Genomic DNA, 12,756 nt, shown 5'->3' with positions numbered 1-12,756 from the left:
AGAGAAGGCCCCCGGGAGAGAAGGCCTCCCGGGAGGCGCTGNTTCCGGTGCAGAACCATGAGGGGGTGCACTCCCGGTTCGGTTACTCCCCGGGAGGGGCGATCCCTGCGGCCTTTCGGGCCGGGCAGCGGGGAGGGTCGGTGTAGTGGAAGCAGCGGGGCTGGCACTGCCGACAGACCTGGATGGATCGGTCTGTTCCATCTCTGCTCTTTTGTGCCCAGCCGGGGTCGGCCAGCAGGGCCCTCCCCGCAGCGATCAGGTCGCCGTAGCCCTGATCCAGCGCGTTCCGGGCTGCCTCGGGGAGGGTGATCCCGCCGATGGCGATAACGGGAATCGACAGGGCTGCCTTGACCGGTTTTGCCAGTTGCAGCAGGGGGNCGGCCAGACCCGGCCCCGGCANGGNCCNNGATTTCNGGGCGGAGTTGCCTTCGGGGGGCAGGTCTCGAGGCAGATCCCGGGGCAGGCTCCCGCCGTGAGAGACGTGAATCATCTCCAGTCCCTGCCGGGCGAGTTCCTGCGCCGCAGCCAGCCCCTCGGCCTGCGTCAGAAAGGGCCCCTCGCCGGGGTCGGCCTCGGCGACACCCAGGCGGCACGAGACCAGGGCCGCGTCCCCCACGGTGGCGCGGAGTCCGGCCAGGACCTCGCCGAGGAAGCGGAGCCGTCCCCCGGGGGAGCCCCCCCAGCGATCGGTGCGGTGATTTGTCCGGGGTGAGAGGAACTGGGAGCCCAGAAACCCGTGGGCTCCGTGTACTTCCAGGACCGCGAACCCCGCTTCTACCGCCCGTTCGGCGGATCTCCTGAAATCATCGAGGATTCGGTGAATTTCTTCCTCCTCCAGAACCCGGAGGTCGTCCCGATCGGGCACGGGCGAGGGGCTCACGGGGGTGGCTCCCCAGGTTTTCTCGAGATTTGTCCGTGCGCCTGCGTGGTGGAGCTGTATTCCCGGAAGCGCGCCGGCCTCGCGGATCCTTCGGGCCAGACGGCGCATGCCCGGAATCTGGCTGTCCGAGAAGAGCCCGAGCTGCGTGGCGGCCAGGCGCCCCTCGGGGCTCACGGCCGTGGCCTCCACGATCACCAGTCCACAGCCGGGCGCGGTCTGGCTGTAGTGGCGCAGGTGGGCCTCGGTGACCAGGCCGTCCTGACCGGCCTTCCAGATCACCAGAGGGGGCATCACCAGCCGGTTCTGCAGGGTCTGTCCCCGGGGAAGGTCCAGGGGGGAGTAGATGCTGATTCCTGGCATGGAGCCTCCTGTTCTACAGATTCAGTTCCTGTACTGCCTCCAGAACTTCCTGGGCGTGGAGGGCCGTTTTCACTTTCTTGAAGATCTTTCTGACCACCCCTTCCCGGTCGATAATGAAGGTGTAGCGCAGGATGCCCTGGTATTTCTTCCCGAACATCGCCTTGGTGCCCCAGGCTCCCCAGGGGACGATCACGGTCTTCTCCGGATCCGCCAGAAGGGGAAAGGGCAGGCTGTGAGCCTCGGAGAAGGCCTGGTGGCTTTCCCGGGTGTCGGCGCTGATGCCCAGTACCTGAATTCCCGCCGCTTGCAGGGCTTCCCAGTTGTCGCGGAAGCTGCAGGCCTCCCTGGTGCACCCCGGGGTGGCGTCTTTGGGATAGAAGTAGACCACCACGGGTGTTCCCCGGAATCGGGAGAGTGTTACGGGATTCCCCTGCGCGTCGGAAAGGGTGAAATCCGGTGCTGTCTGTCCTGTTTCGATCATGATCTCTGTACTATACTGGGGATCGTGCGAATATTGGTAGTAGAAGACGATGCAAAGATAGCCGGGTACCTCCGCAAGGGGCTGGGCGAGGCGGGGTATCGGGTGGACCACATGGAATCGGCAGAACACGCCCTGGGAGCGGCCAGTCTCAACGAGTACGATGTTCTGGTGGTTGATCTGATGCTTCCCGGAAAGGANGGCCTCTGGCTGATCGGCGAGCTGCGGGGGCGGGGGGTGGCCACGCCCATCCTCATTCTGAGCGCNCGCCAGACCGTGGACGACCGGGTTGCCGGCATTCGGGCCGGCGGGGACGATTACCTCACCAAACCTTTCTCGTTCAGCGAGCTTCACGTGCGGGTAGAGGCGCTCATCCGGCGTTCCCGCATGGCGGGGACCGCCGGTGCCGGTCAGAGCACAACCCTGAGTGAGGGAGACATCACCATGGACCTTCTGTCCCGGGAGGTCTCGCGCCAGGGCCGCTCCCTGGATCTCCAGCCTCGGGAGTTCTCGCTGCTGGAGCTCTTTCTCCGCCATCCCGGTCAGGTGCTCACCAAGACCATGATTCTGGAACACGTCTGGAGCTATGATTTTGATCCCCAGACCAACGTGGTGGATGTGCTGGTTTCCCGGCTCCGGGCCAAGGTGGACCGGGATTTTGACCCCAAGGTGATCCATACCGTGCGGGGCGTGGGCTATTCCTGCCGGCCCGCTTCCGGGGGGGAGGGGCGGCAATGAAAAATCTCTCTGCCCGGGTTCGGGTGACGCTCCTGTATACCCTGGTAACGGTGGTGGGGGTGGCGGGAATCTTCGGCTTCACCTTTTTTACCCTCTACCGGACGCTCCAGCAGGACGACCTCCGGGACATGCAAAACCGCATGCTCGGCTACTGGGCCCAGTTTCAGACGGGAGGTCTCGAGGCCCTCAAGGAGGACATCAACAGAGAGACCTTTCTGGTGGGAGAGCGCCTGGCCGTGGTCCGCGTAGCGGACAGGCTCAACCAGACGATCTTCTTCTCCTGGCCCGATACCTGGGACGGTTTCGAAGTGGGGCGTCTGGAGGTGCTTCCCCTGGACGCGCGTACACTCTATACCCTCCAGTCTCCCAACCACGATTACGAGCTTGATGTGGCAGGAATCTGGCTCTCCGATGACTATCACCTGCAGCTGGGGGTCTCCTCGCGCAATCGGGTGCGGCTTCTGCGGGTTTTTGAACGCAGTTTTCTGGGAATCTCCCTGGCCGTGGCGGGGCTGGGTTTTCTGGTGGGGCTCTTTATCGCCGATCGTACCCTGAGGCCGATCGATCGGGTCACGGCGGTGGCGAGGCACATTGTGGAGACCGGCAGACTCGATGGCCGGGTGGAGGAACGGGCCCGGGGGCGGGAGCTGGAGGAGCTGGTGGGGGTGATCAACGCCATGCTCACCCGTATCGCGCGGCTTGTGGATGGCCTCCGGAATACCGTGGATACCGTCGCCCACGACCTGAGGACGCCCCTGACGCGGCTTCGGGCCCGGGCGGAGCTTGCCCTGCGTGAGGGCGGATCGGATCAGGCCGAACAGGCTCTGGTAGAGACGGTGGAGCAAAGCGACGAGATCCTTCGCCTTGTGAACACCCTGCTGGACATAACCGAGGCCGAGAGNGGGGTGATGCCCCTGAAAAAGGAGGCCCTCTCGCTCCGCTCGCTGATCCGGGATGTGGTAGATCTCTACGAGCTGGCAGCCGAGGAGCGGGAGGTCTCCCTGGTGACGCAGTGTCCCGAAGAACTGATTGTCCTGGGCGACCCCGTGCGATTGCGTCAGGTTCTGGCAAATCTGGTGGATAACGCCGTCAAGTATTGCCGTCGCCGGGGTGAGGTCAGGATCAGTGGTGAAGCGCTCCCCGAGGGGGGGGCGGTTCGTCTGGGCGTGACCGACACCGGGGTTGGCCTGGCCAGGGAGGAGCTCGAACGGGTCTGGGACCGGATGTACCGGGGGCCCGTTCAGCCCGAGCAGACCGGTCTGGGGCTGGGGCTCAGTCTGGTTCGCGCTGTGGTGAGTGCCCACGGGGGGCGGGTCCGGGCCGAGTCCGATCGGGGGCAGGGGACCACCTTCACGGTGGAGCTCCCGGCCCCGCAGGACCGCCCGGCCCCGCAGGACCGCCCGGCCCCGCAGGGCCGGGCATAGTCAGGGACCCATCGGATAACGCCGGTTCAGGAGTCTCCTTCCGGGGGTGGCGGAATCAGTCCCTGTTCCATCATCACCTCCGTGATACGCCGACTCCGGGTGATCCGGGTGAGCGCCATCTCCCGAAGCTCTTCGCCCGATCGGTGCAATCTGGTGATCCCCTCCTTCTGAGCCGTGAGTCCCACGGCGGCAGCGATATCACCAAAGAGATCCCATTCCTCCATGGTTGGCATGATCCGCTGGGGGCCGTAGTCCCGGTGTTCCCGTGCCCGCCGGGCTATGGCCTCGGCGGCAGCAAAACACATGCCGTCGCTGATCGTGGAGGCTCCCACGTCCAGGGCTCCCCGGAAGATGCCGGGAAAGCAGAGGGAGTTGTTCACCTGGTTGGGAAAGTCGCTGCGTCCTGTGGCAACCACGGCTGCTCCCGCCTCCTGGGCCTCCCAGGGCCATATCTCGGGAACGGGGTTTGCCTCGGGAAAGACGATGGGCTTCTCGGCCATGGTCCGTACCCATTCGGGGAGGATTCCCCCCGGTCCCGGTTGGGAGAGGGCGATCACCACATCGGCCCCCTCCATAGCCTGGGGAGTCCCGCCAGTGCGTCTCTCGCGGTTGGTCATCTCGGCCAGCTCCCACTTCTCGGGGTACTCCTGGCGGCGCTCTCTCAGATCGCTNCGGTCCGGTGTGAGAATGCCGTGACGGTCGCTGACNGTGCACAGGCCGGGGTCGGCACCGCGCCCGAAGATGAGGCGCGCACAGGCCACGTTGGCTGCTCCCGCACCGATGAAAGCGATTCGCACGTCCTCGATCCGTTTCCCCACCAGGTCCAGGGCGTTGAGAAGCCCCGCCAGGGTGACCGTGGCCGTGCCCTGCTGGTCGTCGTGCCAAACGGGAATTTCTGCCTCTTTTCGGAGGGTGTCGAGAATGCGGAAACATTTGGGCTGGGCGATATCCTCCAGGTTGATGCCGCCAAAGCTGGGTTGGAGGTTCAGCACGGTCCGGATGATACTGTCCGGGTCGGGATCGTTGAGCATGATCGGCACACTATCTACCCCGCCCAGGTACTTGTAGAGCAGGGCCTTGCCCTCCATCACGGGAAACCCCGCCTTGGGGCCGATATCTCCCAGGCCCAGAACGCGGGAGCCGTCGGAGACAACCGCCACGGTNTTTCCCCGGCTGGTGAGTTCGTCCACCAGCCCCGGTTCCCGGACGATAGCCTGGCAGGCCTCGGCCACGCCCGGTGAGTACCAGACGGAGAAATCATCCATGCCGCGCACCACGCAGCGCGGTACGGTTTCCATCTTTCCCAGATAATGCCGGTGCCAGGGCACGGCGAGCCGATCCCAGCGGTTTGCCTGGGCTTCCCGGTCTTCTCCGGGGGTCTTACTGTGAGCCATGGGGTCCTCCATCGGTGAGAGTTATGTCTGTCCAGATTTGGGCCTGGGGGTGTTGCATCAGGATTCGCCCTGCCGGGGTCTCCCGGGGTTCCCGAAGGATATGTTCGATGATATCCCGCTTGCTCTCGCCCAGGACAAAAAAGACGAGACGCCGGAAGGCCAGGAGAACCGGTGCGGCCAGAGAGACCCGCTCGACCCCCAACCTGACCCCGGCGGGTACCGCCAGAGGGGTTTCCCCGGCACGAGCGTGGGGAGGAATCTGCCCCTGGCCAACCTCGTGGGGGGGCAGGAGGGGGACCAGAGCCGAATCAAAGAGGCTTGCCGTGTGACCGTCGCTGCCGACCCCCAGTATGCCCAGCTCGAAGGACGCCCCGCTCTGACCCAGCCGGGCGATCTCTGCCCCCAGCACCCGGGCCGCCTTCTCCGGGGTCAGCGATGGGTCGGGATGAAGAACCCGGGGGTCGGGAGAACCCCAGCGGGAGATGAGGGGGAGGATCGTTCCCAGATTCGACCGCTCGTCGTCACGGGGAACGTGGCGGTCATCGGAGAGGAGGAAGCGGATCTTCTCCAGATCGGCTCCTGGAGCGGCATCGGCGAGGCGCCGGTAGATATCCAGGGGGGTAGAACCCCCGGCCAGCATGAGAACCTGCTCCTTGTCCTGCACGAGAGCGCGGTGGAGCTCCGCCATCAGCTCTGCCCTGGCCGCAGCCTCTGTGGGGAAGGACCGGATGCGTTGCCCCCCCAGGGGAGACTCCAGAGAAGCCCCCGGCCCCGAAGGACGATTCCCGGAGGAGGATTCCCCGGGAGAGAGCTTCCCGGAAGGTGATCTCCTGAAACCGGAAGGTGATTCCCTGGAAGCAGACTCCCCGGAAGAATCTTCGTCGTGAACCTCCCCGCCGGAGCGGAGCACAAGCCGGGAGATCTGGCTCCCGTAGGGGTACTCGGGGGGAATCTCCCGGAGCCGTTCCCGCTCCCGCAGGTAGGGTGTTACCACCTCCCAGGCCGCAGCCAGCTCCTGCTGCTGGATAAAGAGGGACCTGTCGCCTCTCAGTACGTCCAGGAGCAGCCGCTCGTAGGCCTCGGGGAGGGTGGTGGCGAACTCCTGCTGATAGAGCATGTTCAGGCCCACGGGCGTGACCGTCATGTTCATGCCGGGAACCTTGTTGTTCAGCTGCAGTTCGATCGCCTCATCGGGTTGCACCCGGATTCGCAGGGTGTTCGCCGCCATCCCGGGGAAGAGGCTGACCGGCAGATCCCGGAAGCGGAGGAGAATCTCGGTCTTTCGCTCTGCCAGGGCCTTGCCGGCGGTGATGCGGAAGGGCACCCCGTACCAGCGAGGCGTATCCACGTAGAGGGTGGTGCGGACGAAGGTCTCGGTGATGGAATCCCGGGGAACGCCAGGTTCCTGACGATACCCCTCGTACTGTCCCACCTGGGTTGCCTCGGCGGTCATGGGCCTGGTGGCCCGCAGGACCCGGTCCTTCTCCCGGGCTATCTCCCCGGGGGTGAGTCGAATGGGCTGCTCCATCGCTACCAGAGCGAGGGCCTGAAGAAGGTGATTCTGGACCACGTCACGAATAATGCCGAAGCGGTCAAAATACCCGGCCCGCCCCTGGGTGCCGATATCTTCGGAAAAGCAGATCTCCACCGATTCGATCTGTTCGCGGTTCCAGACCGGCTCCAGGATGCGGTTCCCGAACCGCAGGGCCAGAAGATTCTGGATCGCCTCNTTCCCCAGGTAGTGATCTATCCGNTAGGTCTGGTTTTCGGAGAAAATCCTGCCCAGCGCCGCCGTGAGCTCGTTACTGCTGGNGGTATCACGGCCGAAGGGTTTCTCGATCACCACCCTGGACCAGGGNCGNTCCTCCTCATCGGCCAGCCCGGCAGCCCGGAGAGAGCGGGCCGTATCGAGGAANACATCGGGCGGAATTGCCATATACAGGAGAAGCCCCGACCGGGGGCCGGTGAGTCCCTCGATCCGTCGACCCAGTGTCCGAAAATCATCGGCCCTGGTATACTGGCCCTGGTGATAGTGGCAGCGCTTGAGAAAGTGCCCCACGGCGAGATCGCACTCCTCCGGTTCCGGCTGGAACCGGGTCGTGAGTGTCTCGGCCACCTCCCGGCGGAAGCTCTCATCATCCAGGGGGGATCTGGCAAACCCCACCACCCGGAACCGTTCCGGCAGAAAGCCGTTGCAGAAGAGATGAAAGAGCGCGGGGATCAACTTCTTGCGCGCCAGGTCTCCCGAGGCGCCGATGATTACAATGCTTGTGGGAGTGGTTGGTCTGTTCACAGTACCGATCATACCACGGGCTACAGAACGAGGTGAACCAATGTTGTACAGCCATCCCCGCATCTACGATGAATTATACGACAATTTTACTGAGGATATTCCCTTCTACCTGAAGCTGGCCCGGGAATCGGAGGGGCCGGTCTGCGAGCTGGCCTGCGGGAGCGGCCGTNTCACCGTTCCCCTGGCAGAGGCGGGCGTGACCGTTACCGGGATCGACCTGGAGCCCGCCATGATCGAGGCAGCCCGGCTCCGCGCTNCCCGGGCGGGGCTCGGTCNGGGGAACCCCTCCTTTTNTACGGGTGACATGAGCGATCCCCTGCCGGGAACCTTCTCCCTGGTGATCGTTCCTCTCCACAGCCTCTCGCACCTCACGGAGACGGCCCGGGTTCGCCGGTGCCTGGAGAACATCCAGGGGGCCCTCTCTCCGGGAGGGGCGCTGGCGCTGGCGGTGCATGTCCCCGACCCGGCTCTGCTCGCCAGAGACCCCGAGGGGCTTTTNCCGGTGACCATGGCCGGCCAGGAGGTGCCAATTTTCGAGAGCAGCCGCTACGATCCCCTGGCTCAGGTTCTTTCGGTACGGTGGTGGGCCGAGGGGGAGGACAGTCTCGAGCCCTTTGACTTTTCCCTGCGGATGTTTTTCCCCGAAGAGCTGATGGTACTTCTCGAGTCCGCGGGGTTCTGCATTCGGGATCGCTTTGGCTGGTACGACGGTGCACCCCTGACCGGGGAGAGCGGAACGCAGATCCTGGTGGCTACCAGGGCATGACCGCTGCGTGATCCCGGGCGTAGCCGCAGTAGCGGCGGGCGCTCTCGGGCAGATCCAGAATCTCCTCTTCCCGCAGAGGGCGGAGGACCCTGGCGGGAACGCCTCCCACGAGGGTTCCTTCTCTTACTACCATGCCGGGGGGCACCAGTGCTCCGGCAGCGACCATGGACCTGGATTCGACCACGGCCCCATCCAGAACGGTGGACCCCATGCCAATCAGTGCTTCGTCGTGGATGGTGCAGCCGTGGAGGCACACGCCGTGGCCAACGGTGACCCGTGAGCCCAGGGAGAGAGGAAAATCTTCGCGAGTCACGTGGAGGATTGATCCGTCCTGGACGTTGGTGTCGCTGCCGATCCGTACCCAGTGAACGTCGCCCCGCACAACGGTATTGTACCAGAGCGATGATCCCGGTCCGAGGGTGACATCGCCGATGATGCGCACCCCGTCCAGTACGATAGCGGTTCGGTCGATCCGGGGATGCTTGTCCCGGTAGGGACGGATAGTTGTTCCGGTATGGGGGCTCACGGGGAATCCTCCTGAAAAAGGGTGCAGCAGTTTCTGCAGAGACGGTTAAACCGCTCCAGTAACTTCCATCGTGCAATGGGGATCGCGTCGATGGTCTGCCGGGGAATCCCGTAGGCCACCACGTCGCCGACGGCAACGTACTTCAGGGGGTGTTTCTCGGTCAAGGGCGAGGCGAAGGAAATTGCCGGGCCGCCCGGCATGACCCTGTCGATGGTGCGGTCACCGCAGCGGACCTCCAGTTCTCCCGCAGCGACCAGAAGCATCGCCTGGTCCAGACAGGCCGTTTCTCCCCGTGAAAGCTGNACCTCCTCCATGGTCCGGGCTATTTCGTTCAGCGTCACCCCCGATATACGGTCACCCAGGAGATCGGTCCGCATGAGGAACTGCTTCCGCTCCAGATAATNCCGTATGGAGTGGCGAAGGTTGTTCTGTTCGATCACGTGGAGGTACATGGCAGGACGAATTTCCAGAACGTAGATAAAACTGGCTGCGCGGTAGGTCTGTTCCAGACAGGTGTTGGTGAGGCAGTTGATCTCGCCGATCATGGATCCGGGCGTCAGAATGTTGTTCGGCTGATCCTCGGGGCCAAGAATCTCCACAAGACCGTCCAGAAGAAGGTAGATCTGTTCGGGATGGTTCTCCTTGCGGTAGAGAATGGACCCGATGCTGAGGGTTCTGGCTGGACAGTTGGCGAGCATCGCCAGGTCGTGCTCGCAGGCCCCGGGGAAGTTATGGCGCAGCTGTTTCCTGATGCGCCGTTCGTCGGCGTTTTCCGAAGCNGGAATCAGAATATCCTGCATTCCGAAGGATGTGTCGGTCCCTATCTCCTTCTCCCGGTCCGTCAGGGGGCCTGTNTTGTGGGCCAGGACGAGACGTTCCGAGAGATCATCCCGNAAGTCTTCGGCCTCGCCATGGATGAGCCCTCCNCCGATATCGAGCTTCTTCACGTTCACCGGGGTGAGGTATTCCCTCCGTACCCGCTCTGCCAGGGCCGTTCCCTCGGGGGAAGCTCCCTCATGAAAAGTCTCCAGGCGTTTCATTGAACAGATATCGGCAAAGTGGGCGTAGCTCCGGTACCCCTCNTCCCAGAGCGCCCGGAAAAACATAACCGTCGTCTCCACGGGGTGGGGCGAGAAAACAGGGCGGACCTCGAGTCCCCCGATCGAGTTCCACTCCCCCTCCTTCAGGTCGCAGGGGTCGAAGTAATTGCTGAAATCTTCCTCGGGGAAGGACATCAGGGCGGCCAGTTTTTTTGTGACCGAGGCGCGGACCAGGGGAGTCGCGTAGTAGCGCAACCGGTGATCGGCCCGAACGAGCGAGGTGAGCCCCGCAAAGTGATCGTCGTGGGCGTGGGTGTGAAAGATACCGGCGATCTCGTTCACGCTGATTCCCAGGGCGTTCAGGGAATGCAGGACCCCCGGGCCCGCGTCGATCAGGTAGATATCTCTCTGGAAAGTGATGATGCTGGCCATGCAGGGACGGCTGGGATCCCACCCGTCGCCCTCTCCGGTATGGACTACGGAAAAATAGGCGGGCTTTATCTTGTGGGGGCTCAGGAGATAGGGCGGCGTGTACTGGTCGGAGCTCCCCANGTTCAGGGAAACCTCCAGGGACTCCCCATCGCAGGAGATCCGGTAGGAGTTGGTATTCACCCGCTCTATTTCCACCCCTTCCACGATCGGCGNAGGCCCTGTGGGGATCACGCGGAAATCGATCAGTTCTTCGGGGCTCCTGATCGTGCCGAAGGCGAAGATCTTCTTGATCCGCATATACTCGGCGGCGGTCTCGGGGGCGAGCCCTGCGGCGATCATCTCTTCTTCCGATATAAGGCCGTAGTTTCCCCGGTAGATATACTCCCGCTGGGCTGCCACCTGCTCGGCGGTCCCCATGATCAGCGGTTTCTGCCCCTTGTTGTTGGGGTGCCCCTGGATGATCATTCCCTGGCGGTAGAGCATCTGCAGCACAGGAAACTCCGAGAGGTTTGCAAACTCCCCGTTCTGGACACTCACATCGGAGAGGAGAATCGCGTTGGGCCCTGACTCGAAGGTGACGCCCCCCTCTTCCAGGGTGTTGATGAAGCCACGCTGCATCAGGTGCTTCACTGTGTCTGCCGGGCACCCACANAGGATGCGGAGATCATGTTCCGGTATCTCGACCCAGAAGACACCACTGGAAACGCGTGTTTTTTTCAAGAGACGACCCTCCATACTACAATGTATCCGGTGGGTCCCGAGTTTTCCACTTTTTTACACCCTCCGATTTAAAACCCTCGATACAGAGCGTTGTCTTCGGGCCCCCTTGCGGGGAGGGAGGCGCCCGAACCGGGCAGATCGGGACCTATCCCCAGCCCAGGGAGAGCTCCAGGTGCTGCAGGGCCGAATCCTCCCGGAGTTCTCCCGGAAGGGAGGGGATCGCCCGGAGCGTCCCGAAAAGAGGAAGGGCCTTGTCAAAACGCCCCAGCTGCCGGTAGGCGCAGGCCATGGCGTACATGGTGAGATAGTCTTCGTTGTCGATCTCGTAGGACCGTTTCAGGAGTTTGTAGGCTTCGTGGCCCCGATTGGTCTTGCTCATGAGAACGCTCAGATTTCGCAGGACCGTGGCGTTCTGGGGGTTCAGCNCCCGTGCCTTCATGAGAGCCTCTTCGGCTTCGGCGTTCCGGTTCAGCCTCAGAAGGGCGCACCCCAANGCTTCCCAGGCAAGGTCGCTCTCCTGATCGCGGGTCAGATAAAAGTGAAGCGTCTTCAGCGCCTTCTGGCTGGAGCCACTCTCGGTGTAGGCGATACCCAGGGCCAGAAGAGCGGCCCTGTTNTCGGGCTCTTCGGCCAGGACACCCGTGAGAGTCGTGATCGCTTCGTCATAATCTCCCGACCGGATGAGTGATTCCGATTCCTCGATCAGGTTTTTCAGGTCCATGTCGTGAATGTACGAAGGAAGGAGCGGATCGTCAATCTTGTTCCCCGAACCAGTCCTGTCCTATACTGGCCCCCATGGCATTACTGGCGCCCACGGCATTACNGGAGCCCACGGTATCGATTGTCCTGATCGGTGACGAAATCCTCTCGGCCCANGTGCAGGAGCGTAATCTCCACCCGCTCCTCTCGGGGTTTCGCAGGGTTGGTTATCAGGTCGGGGAGGTTCGCATCGTGCCCGACCAGATTCCCGCGATCGTTGGGGCTGTGCGCGATCTTCAGGAGCGTTCGGAATATCTGGTAACGGTGGGGGGTGTTGGACCCACCCACGATGACATAACCCTGGAAGCNCTGGCGCAGGCTCTCGCGGTTCCCCTGGAGCAGAACGATCGCATGNTAGCCTTTCTGAAAGANCGTTACCGGGACCGNTTCTCTCCCGCCGTGGCAAAAATGGCTCTCCTTCCCCGGGGGGCGGAAGTACTGGGCTGTGANCAGGGGTGGTGGCCCCTTGTCCGGCGGGGGAATCTCTTTGTTCTCCCCGGTCTGCCCCGGGCNCTGGAAGACAAGATCGAGCGCATGCTGGCGCTNCTTCCGCCCCGGGATCGGCTCTGGACTGCAGAAATCTTCCTGGGGGCCGACGAGAGCCTCTTCGCCCGGTGGCTGGCTGCCAGGCAGGACCGCTGCCCGGCCGTCTCCATCGGAAGCTATCCCGTGGCCGACGACCAGGACTANCGGGTGAGGCTGGTCCTGCGGGGGGTGCTCCGGGAAGATGTTCTCGAGGAGGCCCGGGAGATCGCCCGCTGGATGCAGCACCAGGGGTGGCTGGTTCGGACGGGCGGCGACGCCGGAGAGATTACAGGGAGTTGAGCCGGGGCTCAGGAGCGGCTCGCTCCGGAACTATACCGTACAATACCACACCCCGGGAGGGATGATCATGACCGGAGAAAATACAACAGAGAACACAGTACAACAGGGTGCGCCGGGAGAA

The 12,756-nt window shown here is 63.4% G+C and carries 11 protein-coding genes; 4 read left to right on the top strand and 7 right to left on the bottom strand.

Annotated features, from left to right (window positions below; genetic code table 11):
• Nucleotides 1-82: 82 nt before the first annotated feature.
• On the bottom strand, nucleotides 83-1,240 hold the full coding sequence (locus B071_RS15790) for an oxidoreductase (protein WP_018525779.1): 1,158 nt from the start codon (nucleotides 1,238-1,240) through the stop codon (nucleotides 83-85).
• A 13-nt stretch (nucleotides 1,241-1,253) separates the two neighbouring features.
• Nucleotides 1,254-1,721, bottom strand: coding sequence for a thioredoxin-dependent thiol peroxidase (gene bcp, locus B071_RS0103805; protein ID WP_040587275.1), 468 nt, complete (start codon nucleotides 1,719-1,721; stop codon nucleotides 1,254-1,256).
• A 24-nt stretch (nucleotides 1,722-1,745) separates the two neighbouring features.
• Here bcp and B071_RS0103800 point away from each other — a divergent pair, with 24 nt between their 5' ends.
• Nucleotides 1,746-2,456 (top strand): winged helix-turn-helix domain-containing protein, encoded by a 711-nt coding sequence (locus tag B071_RS0103800; protein ID WP_026244950.1) that lies wholly within the window; start codon nucleotides 1,746-1,748, stop codon nucleotides 2,454-2,456.
• Nucleotides 2,453-3,880, top strand: coding sequence for a sensor histidine kinase (locus B071_RS15785; protein ID WP_018525776.1), 1,428 nt, complete (start codon nucleotides 2,453-2,455; stop codon nucleotides 3,878-3,880). The genes B071_RS0103800 and B071_RS15785 overlap by 4 nt, the downstream gene beginning before the upstream one ends.
• Before the next feature lie 26 nt (nucleotides 3,881-3,906).
• Here the strand turns inward: B071_RS15785 and B071_RS0103790 are convergent, their stop codons facing one another.
• Both B071_RS0103790 and zwf read right to left on the bottom strand, forming a co-directional pair.
• Nucleotides 3,907-5,178, bottom strand: coding sequence for an NAD(P)-dependent malic enzyme (locus B071_RS0103790; RefSeq protein ID WP_438829554.1), 1,272 nt, complete (start codon nucleotides 5,176-5,178; stop codon nucleotides 3,907-3,909).
• An 82-nt stretch (nucleotides 5,179-5,260) separates the two neighbouring features.
• On the bottom strand, nucleotides 5,261-7,579 hold the full coding sequence (zwf, locus tag B071_RS18195; protein ID WP_215730274.1) for a glucose-6-phosphate dehydrogenase: 2,319 nt from the start codon (nucleotides 7,577-7,579) through the stop codon (nucleotides 5,261-5,263).
• Between zwf and B071_RS0103780 the strand changes: the two genes are divergently transcribed.
• A complete protein-coding gene (locus B071_RS0103780; RefSeq protein WP_083914460.1) occupies nucleotides 7,530-8,333 on the top strand; it encodes a class I SAM-dependent methyltransferase in 804 nt (267 codons plus the stop codon). The two genes, zwf and B071_RS0103780, sit on opposite strands and share 50 nt — an antisense overlap.
• Here B071_RS0103780 and B071_RS0103775 read toward each other — a convergent pair.
• The 3 genes from B071_RS0103775 to B071_RS0103765 all read right to left on the bottom strand — a co-directional run bounded on the left by B071_RS0103775 (nucleotide 8,320) and on the right by B071_RS0103765 (nucleotide 11,772).
• Nucleotides 8,320-8,859 carry a gamma carbonic anhydrase family protein gene (locus B071_RS0103775; protein ID WP_018525772.1) on the bottom strand — a complete coding sequence of 180 codons (540 nt, stop codon included), beginning with the start codon at nucleotides 8,857-8,859 and terminating at the stop codon, nucleotides 8,320-8,322. The two genes, B071_RS0103780 and B071_RS0103775, sit on opposite strands and share 14 nt — an antisense overlap.
• Nucleotides 8,856-10,331, bottom strand: a complete 1,476-nt coding sequence (locus tag B071_RS0103770; protein WP_438829553.1) for a cyclic nucleotide-binding domain-containing protein — start codon at nucleotides 10,329-10,331, stop codon at nucleotides 8,856-8,858. Before B071_RS0103770 ends, B071_RS0103775 begins: the two co-directional genes overlap by 4 nt.
• An 865-nt stretch (nucleotides 10,332-11,196) precedes the next feature.
• Nucleotides 11,197-11,772, bottom strand: a complete 576-nt coding sequence (locus tag B071_RS0103765; protein ID WP_018525770.1) for a tetratricopeptide repeat protein — start codon at nucleotides 11,770-11,772, stop codon at nucleotides 11,197-11,199.
• Between the two features lie 74 nt (nucleotides 11,773-11,846).
• Between B071_RS0103765 and B071_RS18190 the strand changes: the two genes are divergently transcribed.
• The gene (locus tag B071_RS18190) at nucleotides 11,847-12,635 is read left to right on the top strand and encodes a competence/damage-inducible protein A (RefSeq protein ID WP_018525769.1); all 789 of its coding nucleotides are present in this window, start codon (nucleotides 11,847-11,849) and stop codon (nucleotides 12,633-12,635) included.
• The last annotated feature ends 121 nt before the right edge of the window (nucleotides 12,636-12,756 follow it).

This window comes from Alkalispirochaeta alkalica DSM 8900 (assembly GCF_000373545.1).
In the GTDB taxonomy this organism is placed as follows: Bacteria; Spirochaetota; Spirochaetia; order DSM-27196; family Alkalispirochaetaceae; genus Alkalispirochaeta; species Alkalispirochaeta alkalica.
The sequence above is the reverse complement of the archived record's forward strand: the minus strand, read 5'-3'. Positions and strand labels throughout refer to the sequence as shown.